Source organism: Armatimonadota bacterium (assembly GCA_016125185.1).
Lineage (GTDB): Bacteria > Armatimonadota > Fimbriimonadia > Fimbriimonadales > Fimbriimonadaceae > Fimbriimonas.
In genome coordinates, this window is the sequence record WGMG01000006.1 from 1,114,004 (window position 1) to 1,136,276 (window position 22,273).

The following is a 22,273-nucleotide window of genomic DNA, read 5'->3' on the forward strand; positions in this document are numbered from 1 at the left end:
TGAATCCGCGACGAAATCGTGAATAATGTTGCGGTTTATGCAGTATTCCGTGCGGGGTTCCGATGGCAAGCTTTATGGTCCAGTCGACTTACAAACGATTCAGTCTTGGATCGCGGAGGGTCGGGTAGTGGGATCGACCGAGGTCGTCGATCAGCTTTCCAATCGAACCGCACCAGCGGCGGAATTTACCGAATTTGGTATCGGTTCGGCGTCTCCTGCTGAGGCACCGCCCGCGCACTACTCGGCCTACCCACGGGCACAAGCTCAGCCAGCGGCGAATGTGAAGGTTCGTACGCGGTTGTGGGGCATTGTTGGATGGACGGTTCTAGCCGTGATCGTTTCGTTCTTTTTCAGCTTTTGGCCGATCTGGATCTGCGGTTGGAATATCGTCGATGGATTCCGCGCTCGGGCGGCTCGCGACCCTCAAGCACCTGCGTGTATGGCGGTGGCCGTGGGGGGCTTCATGGTCATCACCCTTTGGTCGCTTATCAAGTACAAGATTGGCGCCTGGTAAGTACTGAATTTCGAGAGAAGCCTAAATTGCGCTTTATTTACAATTCTTTCATCCGTATTTGCCGGACTTGCGTGAATAATAGGAGGGTTTTATGCAGTATTCAGTACTCGGAACGGACGGAAACAAGTACGGTCCGGTTGATTTACCAACACTTAAGCAATGGGTTTCGGAGGGGCGGGTGTACCCGACCACGCAGGTCACCAATCACGCGTCCAACATGACATTGACGGCATCGCAGATGCCCGAACTCGGGTTGGCAGCCGCAAACGCCTACGGAGCCGTTGCGCCCCCAGCCGCCTTCAGTCAGTATCCTCGTGGAGCGACGATGGGCGGAATGCCCGTGCAGACGAGGAACTATCTCGGCATCATCATCATTCGAGTCTTGCTCGGCGTCGGGCTCTCCTTGATTTCCAGCTTTGGCGGCCTTATTTTTACCGGCTATGCGCTGTATTACGGCATCCGGGCGTACTCGTCGGGTCGTGACTCCAACGGTCTGGCTTGTCTATTGATTTCCGCCCTGGGCTTCACGTTTGTTGTCCTTTATACGATCTACAAGTTCTCGACCGGAATGTTCCGGTACTGATTTACGGTGCAAGGCGATGGATGTTCCATCCGTCGCCTTGCCGGATGTACGCAAAGCGATCGTGCAGGCGAGCTTTGCGGCCCTGCCAGAACTCAACATAGGTCGGAATCAGTCGATAGCCGCCCCAGTGATCGGGGCGTTCTATGGTTGATTGCTCCTGCATTTCTCGCATCGCCTGCTCCAATTCCTTTCGATCATCGACGATTTGACTCTGTGGGCTGATCGCCGACGCCGCTTGGCTGTCCTTGGGGCGTGACGCGAAATACGCGTCGGACTCTTCGGTCGGAACCTTCGCCACTCGCCCCTCGACACGGACCTGGCGCTCCAGTACGCCCCACCAGAAGCAGAGCGCGGCGTGGGGATTTTCTCCGAGTTCCATGCCTTTGCGGCTGAGGTAGTTGGTGTAGAAAACGACGCCCTCATCGAGGCCCCGCAACAACACCATACGGGCCGAAGGAAGTCCCCCTGCGCTTACGGTGGCGAGCGTCATGGCCATCGGCTCGATCACCTTCGCGTTGGTGGCATCCTGCAGCCAGAGGCGAAGCTGTTCGATAGGATCAGCGAGTAGGTCGGGAAAATCTAGCTTGCCGGACGTGTATTCGGAGTGTCCGCCATCGAACATGGTCATGCCTGTATTTTGGCAGACGGGGCATCGGCTAAAATCATTCGTGCCCGAACTGCCCGAAGTCGAAACCGTCCGTCGAACGCTGGAACGAACCCTCGTTGGAAAGAAGATCATCGATGCCGAAATCGCCACCGATGACATCGTCTTCAAGGGCCTCTCACCAACCATCGTTCGCGACGCAGTCGTCGGGCGGACCGTTAACGCGGCAGGGCGGAGAGGAAAGTACTTCTGGCTCGAACTGGACGAGAAGCCGTGGCTCTTTGCCCACCTCGGTATGGCCGGTTGGCTCCGCGAGATCGGCGCGCCAACGATCCGGCTTCGGGAGCACGGCCAAGCTCCAATGGAGGACGCCGAAGGACGGCCGAAATTCCTCAAAATGCTCCTGACCGCCGAGGACGGGCGTAAGGTCGTCATGACCGATGGTCGGCGTCTGGCCCGCATCTGGCTGGGTGAGTCCCCCGACAAGGACCAGGCGATCTCCAAGCTGAGCCGAGACATGTACCTCGACCTACCGACGGCCGAGGAAATCCACGCGAAGGTCGTCAAGAAGAGTGCGCCGATCAAGGCCATTCTGCTCGATCAGGCCGTGTTTGCTGGGGTCGGCAACTGGATTGCCGACGAAGTGCTGTACGTGGCCGGGATTCGACCTTCACGGCTCGGAAACTCGCTCAGCCTCAAGGAGACCGCTAAGCTCCGCGAGGCGATTCGATTCGTCCTCGACCACGCGGTGAGTGTTGGCGCCGACAAAGAGCAGTTCCCGGATACTTGGCTCTTTCACTACCGCTGGGGCGGCACGAAAGGCGATGATCTGATCGAAGGTCAGCCGATCGTGAGAGAGCAGATCGGTGGCCGCACCACCGCGTGGGTGCCTTCGCGGCAGAAATAGCTTTACAAGTAGGTGAGCTTCCAGCTAATCTGATGGCGTGCAACCGCCACAAAATTACGCCCAGTACCCACGAGGTCATGGTGGACCAGGGCGACCGTATCGCGGACCAGGCGTCTACCTCGACTACATCACCGAATCTTTCCAGATCGTGACGCGAAACGCAGGCGTTTATGTGCTTGGCTCGTTGATTATCATAGCTATCGTCTACGCCATCAATATTCCAGTTAGCCTACTCAGCAATACGATTGCATATGGATCGCCGCTGGGAACGCCCCGAGCCACAAGACTAGAAGACTTTTTACCGATGATGGCAAAGGCACTTCCGATCAGCATGGTGGCGTCAATCATTCCTGGCGCGATCATGCAGACTCTCTCGACTGGTATCGCTTTATGCGCCATCGAAGAAGCCGACACCGGAACAACAACCTTCGGAACTCTATTCTCAGGATTCAAGTGCTTCGTACCCCTTATCGGGACAAGCTTCATCTTTCAGATACTTTCGCTCGTTGGGTTTTGCCTCTGCATTGTTCCGTTCTTCTTCATTGCAGGACTACTTTGCTTTGCTCCTATAATCGTCGTGAAAGAAGGATTGGGCCCTATCGCCGCCGTCCAGCGCTCTGTACAATTGTTGGGTCCATTTTGGCTCGCGATGGGCGGATTCTACTTCTTGGCCAGTCTTGTTGGCGGACTGGGCATTTGCGCCTGTATAGTCGGGTTCATCTTTACCATGCCGGTCCTCTACGTGTGCATCGGCCTGCATTATCGAGAATTCCGAGGCCCACTGAATCCAGGATTCCAAGTCGGATACCCAGCAGCTCCGCCCTATGATCAGCCACCGGGACGATAGAAGTTAGACTTCGACCTTCTTCAGCGCTTCGAGGGCGGCTCGAATGTTGTAATCACACTTTTCGAGCTGCTCTCGGGCTTCGTCCTTGGTGGCATTCGACAATTCGCACACGATGCGTACGCACCGTTCGCGGAGCTTCTTGTTCTTGGCCTTGACATCGATCATCAGATTCTCGATGACCTTTCCGTTGAGGACCATCGCCCCGGTTGAAATTCGGTTTAGCGCCAGCTTTTGCGAGGTGCCGGCCTTGAGCCTGGTCGAGCCCGTAAGGACCTCGGGGCCGGTATCCAGGAGGATGCCGAGGTCGGCGGCTTCCAAAAGTGGCGTGTTCTTGTTGTTCGAGATTCCGCAGGTCCACGACCCCTTTTGGCGGGCATGCTTGATCGCCGACACGACGAACGCGGTGGAACCGCTGGCGGCCAGGCCAATAACCACGTCTCGCGGGCCAACGCCCATGAGGTTGAGAATCTGGATCGACGCCGTCGGGTCATCTTCGGCGTCTTCGACTGCCTTCTCAGTGGCGGCAGAGCCACCCGAGACGATGGCAATGAATCGATCCGGCTCGATACCGAATGTCGGCGGCATTTCGGCCGCGTCGGCGGTCGCGATCCGGCCGCTGGTACCCGAGCCGATGTAGAAAATTCGTCCACCCTCGGCAAACGCCTTCGCCACGTGCTCCATCGCCTCGGCAATGCCCTCTTGGGCTCCCTGCATGGCGCGGAAGACATGATATTCCTCCTCATCCATCAGGCGCACGATTTCGCGCGCGTTCATCTGATCCAGGCCGTATGAGCGTGGATTCCGAGCTTCAGTTGCGATGATTCATCTCCTTTGCTAATTCAACTGCGCCGTAAAGCGGCGGCTTTGTAAGCTTTCTAATATCGAACTCGACATGCGGCAGTTCGGTTTCAAGAATCTGCCGAAACGTGTCCTTAAACATGCTGGATGACTTCCAGACTCCGCCGCTGAGCGAGACGGTAAGAGTCCGGCTGGTCGCGTGGTGCTCCTGCACGTGCTTGACGAAAATCTTGGCCAACTGGCCGGTGTGCTTCTGCACGCACTCCAGCGCATAGGCGCGGCCTTCGGTGGCATCGTGCCCCAGAGCCTTCACCAATCGGGCGAGAATGGTCGCTGGAGAGGGCGCTTTGTAGATGCCGGTGATGATGGTGGTTTCCTCAAGCGAGCCAAACACCTCTTCGATGTTGCGCTTTGCAGCCTCGCTGAGTGCATCCGGGTTATGGAGGAACGTCAGAATAACTTCACGGCCAAATTTGTACCCAGACCCTTCGTCGCCGAGAATATAGCCGCGTCCACCGCTTTTCACGATGCGACCGTTGTCTCGGGAGCAGATCAGAGAACCGGTCCCGGCGATGACGCAGACGTCGGCGGCATCGGAAGCGAACAGGGCGGCTGTGTAATCCGGCTCGGCGCGAAACGAACGAGAGTCGGGAAACGTGTCCCGCAGAATGCCGATTCCTCGGTCGCGGACGCTGTCGTTGATGAGCCCAGCGAAACAGCCGCAGACGTAATCGGGAACCGGACAGCCTTTGGTGGCGTTCGTCAGGTTCTTTCGCAGACGTCCTTCCGGGGTGCTGACAAGGTTTGCCGCGCCGCTTTGACCTTGAAATAGAATCTTGCCGCTATCGTCGACTGCAAGGACTCGGCTGGACGATCCCCCGCAATCGAGACCAACGTAGATGCTCATTTAGGACTAAAATGTTACCTTGAACACTTCGATATGATGCGGCTTTTCGCTTTCCTGCTCGGTCTTCTCCTCGCGGCAGGGGCGGCGTTCGCTAATCGCGCTATCGTGTTCATCTCACCCAGCGACGCCGGACCGGCGGTGAGCCCGGAGACGGTGACGCATCCACTATGGGTGCTTTGGCCCGCGGCCACCGATGGCAGTGGAGTCAATCAGCTCGCGGCGATCGCCACCAAGAGTTCGCCTTCGGTGTCGGTAGAGAACTTCCGATTCAGCCCCGATGGCCCGGATCGGTTCGTTAATCGAGTCAGTGACTCGCTGGCGCGGTTTGGCTTGCCGCTAGATCGCAACGACGACCACCTGCAGGTTCTGTCGGCTACCAACGAAGGGGTGGATCAAGGCATTTTGGCGATGGGTGCCTGCCTTGGTCAATCCGTCGAACTCGCCCACCTACCGGACGGGAAAGGTGTGACCTATCTTGCGCATGTGCGCTCATGGAACGATGTGGCCGAGCTCTCGCGCAAATTAACGGATCGAACCTTAGTGGTCGAGTTTCCACCGCCCTACAACCGGCGCTACAGCCGCCTTTGGATCTATGAACGAGGGAAGGCTGTAATCGATCTGCCGGTTGGGGTCATCGAGGCGAAGAATCTCACAACCATGCCGCCGAGGGAAGTCGCACAATGGCCAGAGGTGAAAAATCCGGGTGAATCCATGCATTCTGGGGCGCCAGACCGGTGGCTGGCTGTTGGCGAGATCGAGCCGTACGTACGGGTTGGCGTCTACGTGCTGATTTGGATCGCCTCGTTCGTGTCGCTTTGGTTCTTGTCGCAGGAAAAGTCCGGGACTGCCTCGCGCATCCCGTTCTACTTGGTTTTCAGCCTCTTCTTCGCGTTCGAGGCACTTCATCTCGTACTCCCTTGGACGGGCATTGGTCTCTGGTGGCTGTGGACTCCACTCCTGACGGCTGGCTGGACGGGCTTGCTGATCTTGGCCGACAGCAAACTTGGTACCGAAGATCAGAACATATTTGTCGGCATCGTAGCGTTCTCGTTGATCGCCTTATCGCTGTTCCAAAGCGAAGGATCGCCGTTTTCCGAGCTTTATTCGCAGGGGCGAGACTTTACGGTCGCCTTAGAATCCTTTCAGCTTTTCGCAGCTTCGGCGATCTTGGTCACCATGAGGGGACGAAGTGGTCCGGCTTGGACGCTGTCCTTCCTGGCTTTGCCCCTGATCATGGTTCGCGCCATTGCTCCAAGTCAATTCGTTTTGTTAGTCGTAGGGATTCTCTGTCTCACTGTGATCATTGGCCGAGCTTGGTCATACGTCGGCGGCGGTCTGCTGACACTGACGTACTTCATCGGCATTGGTCTTGCGGGCGGGCATCCGGTTTGGAGAACCTACGTGCCAGTTACCAGCGGTCCACAGCCTCTCAACTACTTCGAGATCGTGCATCAACTCTTCAAGCCGGAGTTCGGTATCGCGATCCTGGCTTTGCTATTCGGAATCGTGTTCGCGTCGCGATTCGGAGCTCACCGGCTCCGCAAGGCTTGGTACGACCTACCGACGATTCGGCCACTCGTGCGAATCCTTCCGGCCACGTTGGTAGCGGCGTTCCTAATCCCAAGCGCCATCGCGGTCCTACCGTGGATGGTCGCTTTCCTGTATCTGTTCTGGACCCAGGAAGCGCTTCGCCAGTTAACTTAGTTCGGAATCGTGAGCCATTCCTTCAGGCGTTGCTTTTCTTCTGGTGTGGCAAATGGATTCGGTCGAAGTCGATAGTCGCTGGCTCGATAGGTTCGCCCCGGCAGGATGAACGTCAGCTTCTTGCCGTCGCGATCCACATGGACCTCGACGTTGCGTTGTTCAGTCAATTTCGCATACTCCACCAAGTCGCCGTCTCTCAATCCTTCGTCGAGATTCGAAGGCGTCGCGTTTGTTACTCGGTCGTTGTCGTCCACCAGGTACAGCGGATCGGTGTAGGTTTGGTCCGGCACCGTCAATCGAAGACCAAGCATCTTGACGAGGTCGTAGGGTAGCGCTAATGTGGAGCGGACCATTCCGTCATAGATCGGACCGTACTTATCGGACGTCAGCTCAATGATTCCTTGCTTGATCGCGTCGTCTTGGAAGCCTGGATTCGGGAGCTTATATTTGGCGTAAAACGACCGCATGAGGTCATCCAGCGAGTGTTTGCCTTGGGTCGTGCCGCGAATGTAGGCATCCGAAAGAAGGCCGACAATCAGGCCTTTGTTGTAATACGAAAGATCCCCGTAGCCGAAGCCGCCGCCTTCCCACGTCTTGCGACAAACTTCTTCAAGCGTCAACTGCGTGCGAGTGCGGCTGTTCTGCACATCCTCGATCTGGTTGGCGTACTCGTCCAGTAGCTGAGAGCGGGAGAGGAATCCGGCTTGGTAGGCGTGAAGCTGAGCGTAGTAGTCGGTGACGCCCTCGCTGAACCAAATGTTCGGGCTCCGCTGTTCCTTGGTGTAGTCGAACGGACCAAGAATCCATGGCCGAATCTGCTTGACGTTCCACGCGTGGAAATATTCGTGGGTGGCCAGCGCGTCGAGGTGGATCGTCTCGGTGTTGGCCACCGCGATGACGTTGCAAGCACGGTGCTCGAGACCACCGGCAAAGTCGCCAACTTCGAGGTGCACGAAGTAGATGTACTTCTTGAAGCTCGCTCCACCAAACATGCGAAGGGCGGGAAGGGAACCGCGCTTCAGCCGCTCGGTCTCCGCGTCGATGTCGCACTTCGGGGTCGGATCTGCCACCCAAATCACTTCATAGGGAATGTTGTTGACGGTGAAGTGCTTGCGGATGAACAGACCCATCTGAATCGGGTTATCGATGAATTCGTCGTAGCCATCCGCGGAGTAGGTCCCCTTGCCATCCGTTGTCATGGCGGTGGCCAAATCCCAACCCTCAGGAAGGTCGAACGTTGCCCGGCACGGGTCCTTCAGGTGACCCTCGGCAAACATGAAGGCCGACGCGCCATTGATAAAGCCCAGATTCGCCCGCAAATGGGACCGGAAGAAGCCGAGGCCCGCGTCGTTCGCGCGGATACGATAGCTGATCGTGATCGGCTTTTGGTCAGGATCGTCAATCTTGTATCCCCGCGAATCGACCTTTTGGACCTTCAACTGATTGCCGTCCGAGTCGTACGGGTGGAAGTCGTAAAGCTGCTTGTCGTAGTCGAGAATGAAGTAGAACCCCGGGCACCAAGCCGGAATTCGCACCGTCTCCGTCTTCTGCGGGTTGGTGATCGTCATCCGAATCGCGAAGGACTTGGAGGCCGGATTCGGTTTGACGTTGTACTCGATGTCGGCGTGCGCGATCGCGCTGGAGATCACCGCGAATGCGACTAGGAGTACCTTCGTCAGGGATGTAGATTTCATTCTTCCGCTCATTCTGACGGATACTAATCGACTGGGATACCCCAAAAGGTTCCCAATCGCGAGATTTTAGGCGAAGTAGGTCTTTAGATTGGCGATGGCCTGCTTGTAGTCGGCGGGTTCAAAATCGCGGCACTCGAGGCTGACGCGGTCATCATAGCCGAGCTCGAGTAGACGAGCGAAGAAACCTTCCAGCATGGAGTCGTTTGGCTGGGGAAAGCGGCGACCTTCCAACTGGGCGAGGTGAAGGTGGGTCGGTTTGTGCGGCAGTTGGTCCGCCCAAAACTCCTTGCTCGGCGTATCGAGGCCGCCCTCACGACCATTGGTGTCCCACTCGTGGAGGATATGGAAGGCGTCGGCGGTGTAGCCGATCTTGTGCTTGGCCAAAACGCGGGAAAAGGTGGCGCAGTCGGTACCGACGTTTGTCTCGGACCTCTCCAGGGATTCGGGAGCTGGAATAGGGGTTCGATACTGAGTTGCGTAGTCAAAAAAGGTCATGTACCGAGCGAAGACTTCCTCCGGAGAGTCGGCTCCTGCCCAGGTATCGACCAAGGCGGAAGATTCGAAAGGGAAGTGGATGTCGTCGGGACACCGACGCTGATTCCCGCTCCCAATCACGGCCACCTGAACTCCGAGTTCGTGGAGCCTCGGTTTGGCAATGTCGAAATAGGGAATGATCAGGCTACGGAGTGCATGATCGAACATGCGGAAGTGGCCGGGAAAGAAAAGGTTACACGCCTCGATTGGCAACCCTTGGTACGGCGTCGTGTCCCACGGGTCTCTGGTCGCAATTTCGGAGACCGAAAGCTCGACGTAGTCGAATCCAGCCTCGACGGCAAGGGGCGCTTTCTCCAGTGAAATGCAAATCCCGACTTTCATCTTTTGGGCGATGTTACCATTGCTTATCGAACCCCTCCCCTTTTCGCGAAGCTAAAGGGGGAGGGGCAGGGGTGGGGGTCACCAGTGATCGGCCAATTCTTGTCCCCGCTGAAGAGCCCGCGAATCGCAAATGATGCGGAGTCGAGACACCCACTCATGAACTCCAACCCCGCTCTCATCGAAGAGTTCGAGACTTGGGATTCGGATTGTAAGGATGCCTTTTTCCAGGAGAAACTCATCGCGCCGTCTGTCGCGACTGCGAGTCAAAGAATGTTGTTCGCCGTCGACCTCGATGCAAAGCCTGAGCTTAGGGCAGTAGAAGTCAAGGGCATAGGGGCCAAGTGGGTGTTGTCGCCTGAACTTAAAGCCGATGGCCTTGTCCGAAAGGTACCGCCACAGAAGCTTCTCCGATTCACTCATTTCCGAGCGCAATTTGCGCACTCGCTCAATGTTTTCGGGATTGAGATTTCGTTCCTTTTCCCTCATGGCCGCTGACCCCCATCCCAACCCTTCCCCCTAACACATAAAGGGGAAGGGCAAACGGTTCCTACAAAGCCACGGTCATAACCGCGCGCATAACTTCATCGGGAGTCGTCCAGCCGGACATCGCTTTGGCTTTTCCATCGTCGAGCATTGTTCGGTGACCCTGTTTGCGAGCGACTTCGGCCAGCACCGCAAAGGTCGGATTCTCGGCAATAGCCGCTTTGAATTCCGGCGTGCCGATGATGATTTCAAAGATGCCAATTCGGCCCTTGTAGCCGGTGTTCTTGCACTCGGCACACCCTCGGCCCTTCATAAAGGTTCCTTTCTCTAGTTCCTCGGGCGTGAACTTCAGTGCGGCAATTTCGTCCTCCGTCGGCTTGTACGGCTGGCGGCACTTCGCGCAGTTCAGACGAACCAGGCGCTGGGCGAGGATCGCCAAACAAACACCGGCGATCAGGTACGGCTCAGCCTCCATATCGACCATACGTCCGATGGTCTCGATGGCGTTGTTGGTGTGGAGCGTGGACAGCACCAAGTGCCCGGTCAGACCAGCCTGAATACCGATAGCCAGCGAGGCAGGGTCGCGCATTTCACCAACGAGCATGACGTCGGGGTCTTGTCGAAGGAAGGAGCGCATGACGCGGGGGAAGCCCATTTTCTCGGTGACCTGCACCTGTGCGATGTTCTTCTCGTATTCGTACTCGATCGGGTCCTCGACGGTGACGATGTTGCGCGTCTTCGCGTCCATGACGTTCAGCGAAGCGTATAGCGTGGAGGTCTTGCCAGAACCAGTCGGGCCAGTAACCAGGATAAGGCCATACGGCGCGTTGATCGCCCGCGACCACTTTTGGTAAATATCATCCGGCATGCCTAGCTTCGTCAGGTCGACCTTCATCGCATTCGGGTCGAGAATACGCATGACGAGCTTTTCACCGTTGAGAGAGGGCAGACACGAGGCACGAGCGCTGAGGCGGCGGCCCATGTACTCCATGTCGATACGGCCGTCCTGAGGCTCGCGCTGTTCGTCGATTCTCATTCCGGCGGCCAGCTTCAAACGGGCAAGAACGTTCGGCGCCTGCTCCAGCGGGAGTTCACCGGTGGAGTGGAGAATGCCGTCCTGACGGTAGCGGATGCGAAGCTGATCTCGCTCGGGCTGGAGGTGGATGTCGGATGTTCCGGTCTCCAAGGCATTCATGAAAATGTTGTCAACGATACCGACGGCGATCGACATATCATCGCCACCCATTTCGCGAGACTGCCCACCTTCCCGAATAATCAATCGAAATCGCTTGGCGGCGCCAAAGTTTGTCTGTGCGTAATCCGTGTTCATGCCGTGAGGGAATCATACTATGACTTGATGCCCAGACCCAACCCTTTTTTGCTCGTTACGATGCTATTCTGGGGTTTCAATTTCATTTCTTTGAAGGTTCTGTATCCCGTCATGGAGCCCGGGGCTATCATGTTCTGGCGCTACTTCGTGATGGGGGGCGTGCTCGTCCTCGTTTGCAAGTTCACCGGACACTCGCTGAAGATTCCGACCGAGCACCGAAACCGTATCCTTTTTGCCGGACTCAACTCGATGGGGATTTACATGATCCTCTTCATGGAAGGGGTGAAGTTCACCTATGCCGCTGAGGCGGCGATCATCCTGGCTTCGAACCCAATCATCGTGGCGATTTGGATGATGGTTCTGAAGCAGGAGCCGAAGTCGTACGCCAAAGTTTTGGGCGGGATCATCGCCCTCGGCGGTGTTGCGGTGGTCATCTTGGGTCGTCCCGGCATGATGTCCGGCTCGGTGGATGCGCTCAACCGCATCAAGGGCGACCTATTGATGCTTCTTGGAGCGATCTCTTGGTCGTGGTCAGTAGTGCTGTGCAAACCGATCTCCAGCGAGATCAAGCCTCTCCCGCTTTTCACCATGTCGATGCTGGGCGGTCTGCCTGTGATCTTTCTCTTCGGTTTGATGCCTGCTCTCCAGGTCCATTGGGGCGACCTTTCGCATTGGCAATGGGCGAACTTCGCGCAGATCTCGTTCGGCTCCGGCGTAATCGGCATGGTGTTCTATTACAAAGGCATCTCTCAGCTTCCGGCGAGTGTGGCGACCCTCCACCAGTTTTTGGTGCCGATTCTCGCGACCGGCTTCGCCTCTTTGGTCTTGGGTGAGCATCTAGCTTGGATTCAGGCAGGCGGGCTCTTGATCGTGATCGCAGGCGTCGCGGTTGCCAATGGTCTTATTCGCTCAACTCGAGCGATAGCGGCATAACCCTCATAAACCTGGTAAGACTACCAGTACTTTCCATTTGTACAATTTATAGCAACTTTGTATAATGCGTGAACAACGGATGTACAAATGTCAATCGATTTGTACAATTCGAAGATTTTTGTACAATCACAGAGGATTTTGTACGAAATTAAGGCGGCCATCGAATGGCTGCTTTCTTTTTGAGAGAAAACAAATGAACAAACTTTCTATCCTTTTGGCCGTCAGTGCGGCCTCAATCGGTACGGCCCAAGCCCAGACCATCGGCATCAACTTCTCGGGGGGCGGACTTTCGATGGGCTCAGGTGATGAACCCGGCGTCGTCAGCGGTGCCAACTGGAACAATCTCACGACCGGGAGCGGATCGGGCGTGGCGCTGATGGACAGCAGCGGTGCCATGACTTCCGCTTTACTGAGCTTCTCAGCGGCGGGAACCTATGACGAGTTCAATAAGCCGTCGACCGCCAACTCAGCTACAAACCGTCTTTACGGCGGTGGTCTTTATGGAGACCCAACGCAGGCCGAGATTCGAGTCTCCGTCTCCGGCATCACTTACGCCGACTACGACGTATACGTGTATGCATCCGCTGACACATCGCATACTAACACCCTGTCTATCTCTGATGGCTCGACGACCTTCTACTATGCTAGCCCGGGCAGTGTGAATTCAGGTGCGTCCAACCTCCTTCTGACAACAAGCACGTCGTCGGCTAGCCCGACGGTCGGCAAGGCTCAATATCAGGTCTTCCACGAACATGGCTCTTCGTTCACGTTGAACACCTTCGGCTCAGCGGCTGGAGTTCTTAGCAACAATGTCTTTGGACTGCAGATCGTTGCGACGCCGGTCCCAGAACCAGCGAGCTTCGCCGTTCTTGGACTTGGAATTCTTCCCCTGGTGCGACGACGCAAGCGAAATCGCGTCTAATCGACGAAACCATTTGCGACTCAGATGGAGCCAAGGTGTACGCCTTGGCTCCATCTCTTTTAGCCTGACGGTTACCGGCTTGAGTCAGGCTCCGGCAGGTAAACTGAGCCGAACAATGAATGAGTCTGAGACTCCGATTGAGGAAACCGTAAACCAAGAGGAAACCGCCGAAGCGGGAGCCGACCTGCTAGAGGGCGACCTTCAGCTTCTCGATGACCAAGTTTCCAAGCTCACGACCGAGAAAGAGCAGATTCACGAGCAGCTTCTGCGGACGATGGCCGACTTTCAGAACTTCCGAAAGCGGACCCAGCAGGAGCAGGGCCTGATTCGCCAGTATGCGACCGAGTCGCTGGTCCTCACGCTTCTGCCGGTCATGGACAATTTCGAGCGCACCGTTCGCGCCTCCGAGGCTGGCGCGCCGATCGAATCGCTGATCACCGGTGTTAAGGCCACCGAGAAGCAGTTCCGGTTCATCATCGAACAACAGGGCGTCTCGCGAATCGACTCGGTCGGCAAACCGTTCGATTCTGACCTGCATGAGGCCCTCGGCACGGTCGAGACCGACAAATATCCGTCGGACACTGTCGTCGAAGAGATCGAGCCAGGTTACAAGATGGGTGAGAAGGTCATCCGTCACGCCAAAGTCCGCGTCGCGAAGTAACCATGAGCCGAAAGCACTTTGGGACCGACGGCATCCGTGGAGTCGCCAACAAAGGGTTGAAGCCCGAACTAGCGATGGCCCTTGGCCGCGCCGCAGGACGCTGGCTCCGCGAGCAATCCGGCGGCGTTCCTCGCATCGTCGTTGGCCGTGATACCCGAAAGAGTGGCCCCATGCTCGGTATGGCCCTTTCCGCCGGATTCAACTCAGCAGGTGTTGACGTTGTCAGCCTTGGGGTCGCACCGACGCCAGCGGTATCGTTCGTGGCTCGCACCGGCGAATTTGGCCTCGGAGTCATCATTTCTGCGTCCCACAATCCATTTCCCGATAACGGTATTAAGCTGGTCGGTCACGACGGACGAAAACTGCCCGACGAGGTCGAGGCGGAGATCGAGTCGTTCATGGAGACCGACGAAGAGCGTCCGATCGGCGGCTCAATCGGTTCGCTGACCCAAGACGCGGGCTTGTTGGAAGACTATCTCTCGTTCCTCGAAAAGATCATTCCCGGCGGGCTAAGGGGCATTTCCGTCGCCGTGGACTGCGCGCATGGCGCGGCGTACGACTTGGGACCCGAAATTCTTCGTCGCCTGGGTGCGGAGGTCTTCGTGGTCGGCGATGCCCCGGATGGCGTGAACATCAATGAGCTTGGCGGTGCGACCAAGCCCGAGACAATCCAGGAGTTGACGAAGTCGACGGGCGCAACCCTCGGAGTCGCGTTCGATGGCGATGCGGACCGAGCCGTGTTTTCTGATAGCCGAGGTCGCCTTATCAACGGAGACCGCACTATTGGCCTGTGGGCCTCGCACGAACTGAAGATGGGGCGGCTGAACCCTAAAGCTGTTGTGGGCACGGTGATGAGCAACGGCGGCTTTGAGCACTTTGTCGCCAGCAAGGGCATCCACCTTGAGCGTACGCCAGTCGGCGATAAGTACGTCTCGCAAAAGATCACGGCGTTGGGCGCTCAGATCGGCGGTGAGCAAAGCGGCCACATCATCTTTCCCAAGCACGGTCCAACCGGCGACGGCTTGGTCACCATGCTCGAAGTCCTGCGCGTGATCAAGGAGTCGGGGCGAGACGCGGCGACGATTTACGAAGACTACGAGTCCTGGCCGCAGATCCTGGTCAACATGGAAGTCGCTGACCGCTCAACCTGGAACGACGGAGAACTGGTGCAGACCGCACTGGAACAGGCTACGAAGGACCTCGTCGGCCACGGACGCATTAACGTACGCGCGAGCGGCACACAGCCCATCGTCCGCGTGATGGTCGAAGCCGACACCTACGATCTTCGCGACCTGGTAGCCGCTTCGGTCGTGGGCGCGATCACCAAAGAGGCCGGCGGGAAAATTTACAGCCGGGTTGATTTGACTCATGCGCTGGGCGACTAGCGCTACAAGGGTAGATTTCTCTCATGCTCCTCGCGATTGACGTCGGAAACAGCCACTCGGTGTTCGGTATCTGGGACGGCGCCCGTTGGATCGCCACTTGGCGGCACCAGACGGACGTCGAAACCACCGAAGACGAACTCGCGGCCTGGCTATTCGAAATGATGCGTGTGGCAGGGGTGACACAGAATCCGACGAAAGTAGCCTGCGCCAGCGTGGTGCCGGGCATGAACCGAAACCTGTCGCTCATGGCGAGCAAGTTCTTCGGCGTCGAAGTTGAATTCCTAACCGGATCGTCCAACCACGGCGTCGTGGTGGACTACAATCCGCCGACCGCGGTTGGAGCAGACCGCATCGCGAACGCAATAGGCGCCTTGGCTCGGTACTCCGCGCCGATCATCGTGGTCGACTTTGGCACTGCCACCACCTTCGATGTGATCGATGCCAACAGCGTTTACGCCGGTGGTGCGATCATGGCTGGCCCGATGACCTCCATGCAGGCGTTGGCGAATAAGACGGCCAAACTGCCCGCTATCGACCTGGTCGCACCGGAAACCGCAATAGGGAAACATACGACGCACTCGATACAGAGCGGCGTGATGTTCGGCTACGCCGGGGCCATCGACGCGATTGTGCGAAGGATTGAAGGCGAGCTTGGCTCGAAGCCTAAGGTCATCGCGACGGGCGGCCTCGGAGAAATCTTCACCCAGATGTGCGAGACCATCGAGAGCTACGACGCGATGCTCACCCTCGATGGAGTCAGGCTGTACGCTGAGAAAGCTATTTAGCGTTCGAGATCAGCGCCGCCACGTAACCGATCGGCTTGCCTTTCTCGATGTTGCTGTGGCACTTGTAGCACGAATTCACGCTCGCATGGACCGCTTTCGCCACAATCCACGCGTCCTTGCCGTTGATCGAAACTTTCTGTGTGTCTTCCTCGACGCCCTTGCGACGGATATCGATAGCGAACTGCTCCAGCGCCTTCGATTCGTTCTCCCATCGAGTGTTCGACTGGTCCGTGCCGTCGTCGTAGTTCGGCATGACATAGTGCACATCGCTGAGGCGAATCTGAGAGAGGGGAGAAGAGTCGGCCCTGACGCCGTTCTCTGTTTCGACTTCGAGATCCTTTGCGCCCTTTTGAACCGGTTGAAGTCCAAGCACCGCCGACCGAATATGCACTTCTCCATCGAGGGAGCGAATGGCATCGTAGGCGGTCAAATCTTCAGAGTCCTTGCCGTGAAGTGTCGGGATGCGGTCACTGCCGAACACGCCGTCGCGAGGCGGGGTCTGGAGGAACTTCCGCATCGCATCGATATAGTTCTCGATATCTTCCTGATGGGGCGCAACGGGAGGGGCTTCCTTCGAATCGGCCTTGCTCAACTCCTTGGAAAGCTTCTCGAACTTCTCCTTCAAATGAGAGTCCACTTTCTTGCTTTCCATTTTTGGCGCGACGGCGCGACTGAGGGTTGCGTAACTGATCGCGGCGGCGACGCCCACGAATCCCAGCGAGAGAACGGCGATGCTCAACTTCGATTTGATGATTTTCACGGCTACTTCTTCTTGATCAGGAAGGTCATAACATGCCCAATGGGCTTGCCATATTTGATGTCGCTATGACAGTTATAACACGACTTTTCCTTCGGTGTGATCGACTTTATGAGCACCCATCCATCTTTCCCGTTAACGGTCACCTTGTCGGAGTAGGTTTCGTAGTCTTTGTGGTCAAGTTTGTTGGATAGTTGAACCACCAAACGCCCGACATCAGCGGCCAAAGCCTTCAAACCTTCCTTTCTCACTTTCGTATCGGTTGGCTTTACCGATCGGTCAAAGGCGAGCCCCGTCATGGTTGGATTGAACCAGTCACCTTCGTCATAGAGCCGCATGAAACAGGTCGCGCGAACATTCGGATCCTTGAGGAAGTCCGGCGGCAACTTGGTTAGCAGGTCAACCATTTTCCCCGTGTCTCCCCCAATATGATCTGGCTTTTTCGGTTCCTTCTTCTCTCGGCTTTCGATCAGCGAATAGACTCGGTAGTCCTTGGTGAGGTCCTTAATCTCTTGGTAACCTTCGACTTGATGGGCAAAGACAAGGTGGATCGACGGAGCACGATTGCTGCCAAAGCGGCCGTCGGTGGGTTGCTCTAGCAGACTCTTTTGCACAGCCGCAGTGTAGGTCTCGATGACCTTGTCATGAGGAAAGGACACAGTCTTGGTGGAGGCGTCGCCCGATAACCTAACCGCCGCCAAGCCACCGCCGGTCAAAGTAACGAATCCGATCAATAAAGTTGTGGGTTTCATCTAGGTCTCCTAAGGTGCTTTTTCGATCAGAGCTGCCATCACATAACCGATGGGCTGACCTTCTTTGATGTTGGTGTGACAGGAGTAGCACGTCTTGTCGCTCGCCCGCACCGCTTTCGCCATGAGCCAAGCGTGATGACCTGCAACATCAAACGACGTCGAGTAGTCCTCGTAGTCTTCTTTCATGCACTCGGCATCGAGGTCGGTGACTCGCTTTCGGACTTCGGCGGCGATGGTCTGCGATTCTTGACGTCGGTCTGCGCCTTCGAGGAAGGTCATGTGCACCGGCGTCACGCGGTAGTGGGGAACTTGCCCAAGGAATCGTCCTTCTTTGGCCGACTTTTCGTAAGCCGCGATGACCTCATCGGGCATTTTGCCTACTACAAACGAATTGATCATGTACTTGTCCGCGGCGAGATCCTGAACCTCTTTATAGCCCGGAATTTTCTCTCCCGTCGCACCGTGCAAGGTCGGCACCCGGCTAGCCCCAAACAGCCCGTTTCGAGGGGGAACTAGCATAAAGCTTCGCACTGAGGTGAGATAGGTGTCGATGTCTTTGTCGTGAGCGAACTTGACGGTCTTCGACTTCTTTTCGCCCGAAGTTTTGTGGTTCTTATCCAAGTCTCCATCGCCGCGCGGCACGCTGGTGGCATACGTTAGCGAACAAATGGATGCGACCAATGTGGCCGATATTCCCCAAAACGCGATTTTCGATGTATAAGGCTTCATCGCAATCCCCACTTACACGAAACGGACGCGCCAGTTACTCGCTAGTTACGACAGAATTTTGTGATTTTTGAACCCCATCCACAAGAGTACAACCGTCGCCGCCGACATATCTAAAATGACGTCGGCGTAAGACCCAACTCGGTTCGGCATAAAGCTTTGTCGGAACTCGTCGCATATCGAAATGCAAAGCGGGAAGGCAAATGCTGTTAGCATCGCTCGCCGCCGGTCATCGACCACCCGCGACAGGTAGGTGCCGAAGAGCGCCATGAGCGTTCCGTAAAAGGTGACGTGGATGATTTTGCGAATCCAGATCACGAGTCGAATGATTTGTTCGGATGTCAGGCCAAGGAACGTGAACCACGGGTGCATCTTGTCAGCTCCACCGGTCGAGGCGCTGAAATAGGCCACCGACCAGTTAAGCAGGATCGCAGTCACCAGCCACAGGTCTTCCTTTTTCAGCCGCTTGTTCGCTAAAAGAACTGAAGTTCCTATTCCCGCCAAGGCGATCTCAATCATGAGCGAGATCGGACTAATGTCTCGTCCGTCTCGACGCTCGCTAATTAGCCAAAACAAACCAAGAGGTCCGAGCCAGAAAAGAAGCAGAGATTCACCATTTGGGCGCCTTCGTAGCTCGGGGCAGACAAGGAACAAAGCTCCTAATCCGAGAATTTCGCATACCACCGGCAACAGGTATGGCGAATCGTTCGTGCGGAAAATCGCCAACCCAAGCACGACTAAGATGGGACTGGCGTACTTTGCAACTTCCCGCATGAGATACCATTACTATTATGCCGGTACCAGACGCAGCAACTTTTGCGCGCATGCTCGACGCTGCCCAAAAAGGCAACTACGCCCTCGCTTCGATCAACGTGACTTCGAGTACGACCCTCAATGCGGCGTTGGCTGCGTTTGCAGAGACCAAAACGGATGGCATCATCCAGTTCAGCACGGGTGGATCGGAGTTCGCCAGCGGACCGATCAAAAGCATGTCTGAGGGTGCGATCGCGCTGGCCGAGTACACGCACCGCGTGGCCAAGGACCTGCCCTGCTATGTGGCGTTGACCACCGACCACTGCGTCCCGCCGAAGGTCGATGCGTTTGTCCGTCCGCTGATCGCAGAGAGCAAATCCCGTGTCGACAAAGGTCTGCCGCCGCTATTTAATGGCCATATGTTCGACGGATCCGAACTGAACCTGAAGGACAACATGACCACGGCCAAGGATCTTCTCGCGGCAATGGCCCCTCTCGGCATCATCCTGGAAGTTGAAGCTGGTGTGGTCGGCGGCGAAGAGGACGGCATCGACAACACGGGTGTGGGCCACGAGAAGCTCTACACCACCCCGGAAGACATGCTGTACGTGTACGACCAACTGAGCCCGATCGGCCGCTTCACGCTGGCCGCCACGTTTGGCAACGTGCATGGCGTTTACAAGCCCGGCAACGTCAAGCTCAATCCGGAAATCCTGCGCGAAGGCAACGAGGCGATGAAGGCCAAATACGGCAAGATTCTCGACCTCGTGTTCCACGGCGGAAGCGGAAGCCTGCTTTCCGAGATTCACGCCGCAGTAGACTACGGCGTCGTGAAAATGAACGTGGATACCGACTGTCAGTACCACTACTCGCGCCCGGTCGTGGACCACGTGATGAAGAACTACGACGGCATGCTGCGCATCGATGGGGAAATGGGCGACAAAAAGACCTACGACCCACGAAGCTACATGAAAAAGGCAGAAGCCGGCATGAAAGCTCGCGTCATCCAGGCCGCTACCGAACTGCGAAGTGTTGGTATTTCGTTAGTGAATGGCTAAGAGCTAGAGCGGAGTGGTAACCTATCGGGAATTCTTATGATCATCAACGAGATCATTGGGCATAAGGTGGTGGTCCATGTCGAGAATGGCACCCAGGTCGTCATGCACCGAGGCGTGCTGGAACAGGCGGATTCGCTCTTTATTCGACTGAAAAAGGATAATGAGACGATCTACTTCTGCCTGGTAAACGTCATCGCCATTCATCCGGTGTAATGCCACGCGTCGCTTGCGTCCAGATGGACGTTACATACGGCGACCGCGACGGTAACACGCGTCGAATCAACGATCATATCCACGTCCTGAAGGCTCAGAACGTGGATATCGTCGTTTTTCCCGAGTGCAGCATTGGCGGATATTGCGTCGAGACGCCCGAACAGCGATCAGAAGTCGCCGTTCCCGCTTACTCAAACCACTTGCTTCAGATTCAAGAAGCCGTCGACGTTCACGACATGATCGCAGTCGTCGGCTTCGCCGAGAGCGGGGAAGGGCACTGCTTTTACAACTCGGCCGCCCTCTTTTGCCCGGGCGAGAACCCTCGTGTCTATCACAAAACCCACCTCCCCGAGTTGGGCTATGACCGGTTTGTCACGCCGGGCGACGACTTTCCCGTTTTCGACACCAAGCATGGACGCTTGGGCCTCCTCATCTGCTTTGATATCCGCTTCCCCGAGGCCGCTCGCATTCTGGCGTTAAAGGGAGCCGATGCGATCCTCCTTCCTACCAATTGGCCGACCGGTGCTGACATCAGCGCCGACCTGCTTGCGCTGGCTCGCGCGGTAGAGAACAAGGTCTACGTGGCGACGTGCAATCGAGTCGGCACCGAGAAGGGCTTCACGTTCATCGGCAAGAGCAAGATCATCGATCCAATGGGTACGATTTTGGCTTCAGCAGGGGCGGATGAGAAGGTACTAATTGCTGACTTGGACTTCGAAGTCAGCCGAAATAAACGCAATGTGACGGTGCCCGGCAAGCACGAAACGACAATCTTCGACAGTCGGCGGCCTGAACTTTATGCATCATTTTTCGGGCATACTGTTCCAATTACTGTCGAAAAGCAGTAAAGTACACAATCCCTGCGAGTGAGTTATTGACGATGAAATTAGGCGGAAAAACGATTGTAGCGTTGGCTTGGGCTGGATTCCTTGCCGTCATCATCGGTTGCGGCGGCAGCAGCACCGATAGTGGAACAACCTCCACGACGGCGACGACCTCGACCTCGGCGACAACGAGCACGACCTCGACGACGAGCACAACTTCAACCACGAGTACGACCTCTACGACGTCGACCACCAGCACCACCTCGACCACGAGCACGACTTCGACGACCTCTACAACGTCAACAACTTCGACCACGTCTACGACGTCCACTACGGGCACGATGGGATCGCTCCCTCACGATTCGATCCTCTACACGATCGGCGACGGCACCTTCACCTTCCTGAAGTCCATCAAGTCGGACGGAAGCAACGACACTTCGCTCGCTTCGTTCGCAGTTGCGACTACCAAGGCGGTTGCTCCGAACCCGACGAAGACAAACCAGTACGCTTTTGCCAGCATCGACCAGAACACGTCGCAAATGACGCTCTATCTTGGCAACTCGGCTCTGAGCACCAGTTCCGCAACGCTTCTCACGTCGACTTCGTTCGTTGACATCGACGACATCCAGTTCACACCAGATGGAACCTACATCATCTTCAAAGCCGATTCGGGTCTTGGCTACAAGATGTATCGAATCCCGGTCACCGGCGGAAACGAAGTCTCCCTGGACGACGTGTTTGAGTTCTCGGTTAGCCCGGTCAACGGAAGCCACCTGATCGCCTACTCCAAGCCGCTGGCCACGACCTCCGAGGTCTACACCATCGACTACACCACCGCCACTCAGACGCCGATCACTAGCCTCGGTGCCGACGTCTTCTACCCGACTTGGTCGAGAGATGGAAGCACGATCCTGTTCGGCTACCTCGCCCCGTCCGCGGTCAACGCCGACCTGTATAAGGTCTCGTCCAGCGGCGGTACGGCCACTCAAGTTACGAACTCGTCCAATGTGTACGAGATCATGGGCTTCTTCAACGAGGACATGACGAAAATCGCCTCGGTTGGCTTCGACGCCTCGAACAACCTGAATCTTTCCGTCATGGGTGCTGACGGATCGAACGTGAATTCGATCCTTTCCGACAACTCCCTCGGAGTCACCTGCTACTGGACCGACAGCAATGGCCGAGCCATCGCCGTCAACCTTCCGCACTTCCAGATCGGCCCGCGAAAGCGACGCGCCCACTAAGAAGGCAGAACCT

General features: G+C 56.6%; 24 protein-coding genes. 13 read left to right on the forward strand and 11 right to left on the reverse strand.

The genetic code is table 11. The features are described 5' to 3' along the window. The first annotated feature begins 37 nt into the window (after positions 1 to 37). Both GC165_13180 and GC165_13185 read left to right on the forward strand, forming a co-directional pair. Positions 38 to 514, forward strand: a complete 477-nt coding sequence (locus GC165_13180) for a hypothetical protein (protein ID MBI1333820.1) — start codon at positions 38 to 40, stop codon at positions 512 to 514. A gap of 91 nt (positions 515 to 605) precedes the next feature. After that, a complete protein-coding gene (locus GC165_13185; protein ID MBI1333821.1) occupies positions 606 to 1,097 on the forward strand; it encodes a hypothetical protein in 492 nt (163 codons plus the stop codon). A gap of 1 nt (position 1,098) precedes the next feature. On the opposite strand, the gene pdxH is transcribed toward GC165_13185, so the two are convergent. Continuing rightward, the gene (gene pdxH / locus GC165_13190) at positions 1,099 to 1,725 is read right to left on the reverse strand and encodes a pyridoxamine 5'-phosphate oxidase (GenBank protein ID MBI1333822.1); all 627 of its coding nucleotides are present in this window, start codon (positions 1,723 to 1,725) and stop codon (positions 1,099 to 1,101) included. Between pdxH and GC165_13195 the strand changes: the two genes are divergently transcribed. After that, complete coding sequence (locus GC165_13195; protein ID MBI1333823.1) at positions 1,718 to 2,608, forward strand: hypothetical protein; 891 nt, start codon at positions 1,718 to 1,720, stop codon at positions 2,606 to 2,608. The genes pdxH and GC165_13195 overlap by 8 nt on opposite strands. A 37-nt stretch (positions 2,609 to 2,645) precedes the next feature. Next, a complete protein-coding gene (locus tag GC165_13200) occupies positions 2,646 to 3,455 on the forward strand; it encodes a hypothetical protein (GenBank protein MBI1333824.1) in 810 nt (269 codons plus the stop codon). Between the two features lie 3 nt (positions 3,456 to 3,458). Here GC165_13200 and GC165_13205 read toward each other — a convergent pair whose 3' ends face one another. Then, positions 3,459 to 4,229, reverse strand: a complete 771-nt coding sequence (locus tag GC165_13205; protein ID MBI1333825.1) for an N-acetylmuramic acid 6-phosphate etherase — start codon at positions 4,227 to 4,229, stop codon at positions 3,459 to 3,461. A gap of 34 nt (positions 4,230 to 4,263) precedes the next feature. Continuing rightward, on the reverse strand, positions 4,264 to 5,160 hold the full coding sequence (locus GC165_13210) for a hypothetical protein (protein MBI1333826.1): 897 nt from the start codon (positions 5,158 to 5,160) through the stop codon (positions 4,264 to 4,266). A 33-nt stretch (positions 5,161 to 5,193) separates the two neighbouring features. Between GC165_13210 and GC165_13215 the strand changes: the two genes are divergently transcribed. After that, a complete protein-coding gene (locus GC165_13215) occupies positions 5,194 to 6,864 on the forward strand; it encodes a hypothetical protein (protein MBI1333827.1) in 1,671 nt (556 codons plus the stop codon). On the opposite strand, the gene GC165_13220 is transcribed toward GC165_13215, so the two are convergent. The 4 genes from GC165_13220 to GC165_13235 all read right to left on the reverse strand — a co-directional run bounded on the left by GC165_13220 (position 6,861) and on the right by GC165_13235 (position 11,247). After that, positions 6,861 to 8,570: a hypothetical protein gene (locus GC165_13220; protein MBI1333828.1), complete on the reverse strand. Its 1,710-nt coding sequence runs from the start codon at positions 8,568 to 8,570 to the stop codon at positions 6,861 to 6,863. The two genes, GC165_13215 and GC165_13220, sit on opposite strands and share 4 nt — an antisense overlap. Positions 8,571 to 8,624: 54 nt before the next feature. Beyond that, positions 8,625 to 9,434: a hypothetical protein gene (locus GC165_13225; protein ID MBI1333829.1), complete on the reverse strand. Its 810-nt coding sequence runs from the start codon at positions 9,432 to 9,434 to the stop codon at positions 8,625 to 8,627. Between the two features lie 78 nt (positions 9,435 to 9,512). After that, complete coding sequence (locus tag GC165_13230) at positions 9,513 to 9,920, reverse strand: DUF559 domain-containing protein (protein MBI1333830.1); 408 nt, start codon at positions 9,918 to 9,920, stop codon at positions 9,513 to 9,515. Between the two features lie 61 nt (positions 9,921 to 9,981). Then, positions 9,982 to 11,247: a hypothetical protein gene (locus GC165_13235; GenBank protein ID MBI1333831.1), complete on the reverse strand. Its 1,266-nt coding sequence runs from the start codon at positions 11,245 to 11,247 to the stop codon at positions 9,982 to 9,984. Positions 11,248 to 11,274: 27 nt separating this feature from the next. Between GC165_13235 and GC165_13240 the strand changes: the two genes are divergently transcribed. The 5 genes from GC165_13240 to GC165_13260 all read left to right on the forward strand — a co-directional run bounded on the left by GC165_13240 (position 11,275) and on the right by GC165_13260 (position 15,933). Beyond that, positions 11,275 to 12,180 (forward strand): EamA family transporter, encoded by a 906-nt coding sequence (locus GC165_13240; GenBank protein MBI1333832.1) that lies wholly within the window; start codon positions 11,275 to 11,277, stop codon positions 12,178 to 12,180. A 64-nt stretch (positions 12,181 to 12,244) separates the two neighbouring features. Then, the gene (locus tag GC165_13245) at positions 12,245 to 13,102 is read left to right on the forward strand and encodes a PEP-CTERM sorting domain-containing protein (protein MBI1333833.1); all 858 of its coding nucleotides are present in this window, start codon (positions 12,245 to 12,247) and stop codon (positions 13,100 to 13,102) included. Then, positions 12,990 to 13,763 (forward strand): nucleotide exchange factor GrpE, encoded by a 774-nt coding sequence (gene grpE, locus GC165_13250; GenBank protein ID MBI1333834.1) that lies wholly within the window; start codon positions 12,990 to 12,992, stop codon positions 13,761 to 13,763. Before GC165_13245 ends, grpE begins: the two co-directional genes overlap by 113 nt. A 2-nt stretch (positions 13,764 to 13,765) precedes the next feature. Continuing rightward, entirely contained in the window at positions 13,766 to 15,148 is a 1,383-nt protein-coding gene (gene glmM, locus GC165_13255; GenBank protein MBI1333835.1) for a phosphoglucosamine mutase, read from the forward strand. A 23-nt stretch (positions 15,149 to 15,171) separates the two neighbouring features. Further along, complete coding sequence (locus GC165_13260) at positions 15,172 to 15,933, forward strand: type III pantothenate kinase (protein ID MBI1333836.1); 762 nt, start codon at positions 15,172 to 15,174, stop codon at positions 15,931 to 15,933. Here the strand turns inward: GC165_13260 and GC165_13265 are convergent. The 4 genes from GC165_13265 to GC165_13280 are packed head-to-tail and all read right to left on the reverse strand — an operon-like array spanning position 15,926 to position 18,942. Continuing rightward, positions 15,926 to 16,693, reverse strand: coding sequence for a hypothetical protein (locus GC165_13265; protein MBI1333837.1), 768 nt, complete (start codon positions 16,691 to 16,693; stop codon positions 15,926 to 15,928). The two genes, GC165_13260 and GC165_13265, sit on opposite strands and share 8 nt — an antisense overlap. A 2-nt stretch (positions 16,694 to 16,695) precedes the next feature. Continuing rightward, complete coding sequence (locus GC165_13270; protein MBI1333838.1) at positions 16,696 to 17,442, reverse strand: hypothetical protein; 747 nt, start codon at positions 17,440 to 17,442, stop codon at positions 16,696 to 16,698. Positions 17,443 to 17,451: 9 nt separating this feature from the next. Beyond that, positions 17,452 to 18,171: a hypothetical protein gene (locus GC165_13275; protein MBI1333839.1), complete on the reverse strand. Its 720-nt coding sequence runs from the start codon at positions 18,169 to 18,171 to the stop codon at positions 17,452 to 17,454. A 45-nt stretch (positions 18,172 to 18,216) separates the two neighbouring features. Then, positions 18,217 to 18,942, reverse strand: a complete 726-nt coding sequence (locus tag GC165_13280) for a hypothetical protein (protein ID MBI1333840.1) — start codon at positions 18,940 to 18,942, stop codon at positions 18,217 to 18,219. 17 nt (positions 18,943 to 18,959) lie between these two features. Here GC165_13280 and fbaA point away from each other — a divergent pair, with 17 nt between their 5' ends. From fbaA to GC165_13295, 3 genes are all read left to right on the forward strand, one after another. Next, positions 18,960 to 19,979 carry a class II fructose-bisphosphate aldolase gene (gene fbaA, locus GC165_13285; protein ID MBI1333841.1) on the forward strand — a complete coding sequence of 340 codons (1,020 nt, stop codon included), beginning with the start codon at positions 18,960 to 18,962 and terminating at the stop codon, positions 19,977 to 19,979. Positions 19,980 to 20,191: 212 nt separating this feature from the next. Further along, positions 20,192 to 21,040 (forward strand): carbon-nitrogen hydrolase family protein, encoded by an 849-nt coding sequence (locus GC165_13290; GenBank protein ID MBI1333842.1) that lies wholly within the window; start codon positions 20,192 to 20,194, stop codon positions 21,038 to 21,040. 32 nt (positions 21,041 to 21,072) lie between these two features. Continuing rightward, positions 21,073 to 22,260 carry a hypothetical protein gene (locus GC165_13295; protein ID MBI1333843.1) on the forward strand — a complete coding sequence of 396 codons (1,188 nt, stop codon included), beginning with the start codon at positions 21,073 to 21,075 and terminating at the stop codon, positions 22,258 to 22,260. Positions 22,261 to 22,273 lie beyond the last annotated feature (13 nt).

Coding starts and splice junctions, on each gene's coding strand:
- GC165_13180 (MBI1333820.1), top strand. CDS start 38: ATGCAGTATTCCGTGCGGGGTTCCGATGGCAAGCTTTATGGTCCAGTC.
- GC165_13185 (MBI1333821.1), top strand. CDS start 606: ATGCAGTATTCAGTACTCGGAACGGACGGAAACAAGTACGGTCCGGTT.
- GC165_13195 (MBI1333823.1), top strand. CDS start 1,718: ATGGTCATGCCTGTATTTTGGCAGACGGGGCATCGGCTAAAATCATTC.
- pdxH (MBI1333822.1), bottom strand. CDS start 1,725: ATGACCATGTTCGATGGCGGACACTCCGAATACACGTCCGGCAAGCTA.
- GC165_13205 (MBI1333825.1), bottom strand. CDS start 4,229: ATGAACGCGCGCGAAATCGTGCGCCTGATGGATGAGGAGGAATATCAT.
- GC165_13210 (MBI1333826.1), bottom strand. CDS start 5,160: ATGAGCATCTACGTTGGTCTCGATTGCGGGGGATCGTCCAGCCGAGTC.
- GC165_13215 (MBI1333827.1), top strand. CDS start 5,194: ATGATGCGGCTTTTCGCTTTCCTGCTCGGTCTTCTCCTCGCGGCAGGG.
- GC165_13220 (MBI1333828.1), bottom strand. CDS start 8,570: ATGAGCGGAAGAATGAAATCTACATCCCTGACGAAGGTACTCCTAGTC.
- GC165_13225 (MBI1333829.1), bottom strand. CDS start 9,434: ATGAAAGTCGGGATTTGCATTTCACTGGAGAAAGCGCCCCTTGCCGTC.
- GC165_13230 (MBI1333830.1), bottom strand. CDS start 9,920: ATGAGGGAAAAGGAACGAAATCTCAATCCCGAAAACATTGAGCGAGTG.
- GC165_13235 (MBI1333831.1), bottom strand. CDS start 11,247: ATGAACACGGATTACGCACAGACAAACTTTGGCGCCGCCAAGCGATTT.
- GC165_13240 (MBI1333832.1), top strand. CDS start 11,275: ATGCCCAGACCCAACCCTTTTTTGCTCGTTACGATGCTATTCTGGGGT.
- GC165_13245 (MBI1333833.1), top strand. CDS start 12,245: ATGCGTGAACAACGGATGTACAAATGTCAATCGATTTGTACAATTCGA.
- grpE (MBI1333834.1), top strand. CDS start 12,990: ATGTCTTTGGACTGCAGATCGTTGCGACGCCGGTCCCAGAACCAGCGA.
- glmM (MBI1333835.1), top strand. CDS start 13,766: ATGAGCCGAAAGCACTTTGGGACCGACGGCATCCGTGGAGTCGCCAAC.
- GC165_13260 (MBI1333836.1), top strand. CDS start 15,172: ATGCTCCTCGCGATTGACGTCGGAAACAGCCACTCGGTGTTCGGTATC.
- GC165_13270 (MBI1333838.1), bottom strand. CDS start 17,442: ATGAAACCCACAACTTTATTGATCGGATTCGTTACTTTGACCGGCGGT.
- GC165_13275 (MBI1333839.1), bottom strand. CDS start 18,171: ATGAAGCCTTATACATCGAAAATCGCGTTTTGGGGAATATCGGCCACA.
- GC165_13280 (MBI1333840.1), bottom strand. CDS start 18,942: ATGCGGGAAGTTGCAAAGTACGCCAGTCCCATCTTAGTCGTGCTTGGG.
- fbaA (MBI1333841.1), top strand. CDS start 18,960: ATGCCGGTACCAGACGCAGCAACTTTTGCGCGCATGCTCGACGCTGCC.
- GC165_13290 (MBI1333842.1), top strand. CDS start 20,192: ATGCCACGCGTCGCTTGCGTCCAGATGGACGTTACATACGGCGACCGC.
- GC165_13295 (MBI1333843.1), top strand. CDS start 21,073: ATGAAATTAGGCGGAAAAACGATTGTAGCGTTGGCTTGGGCTGGATTC.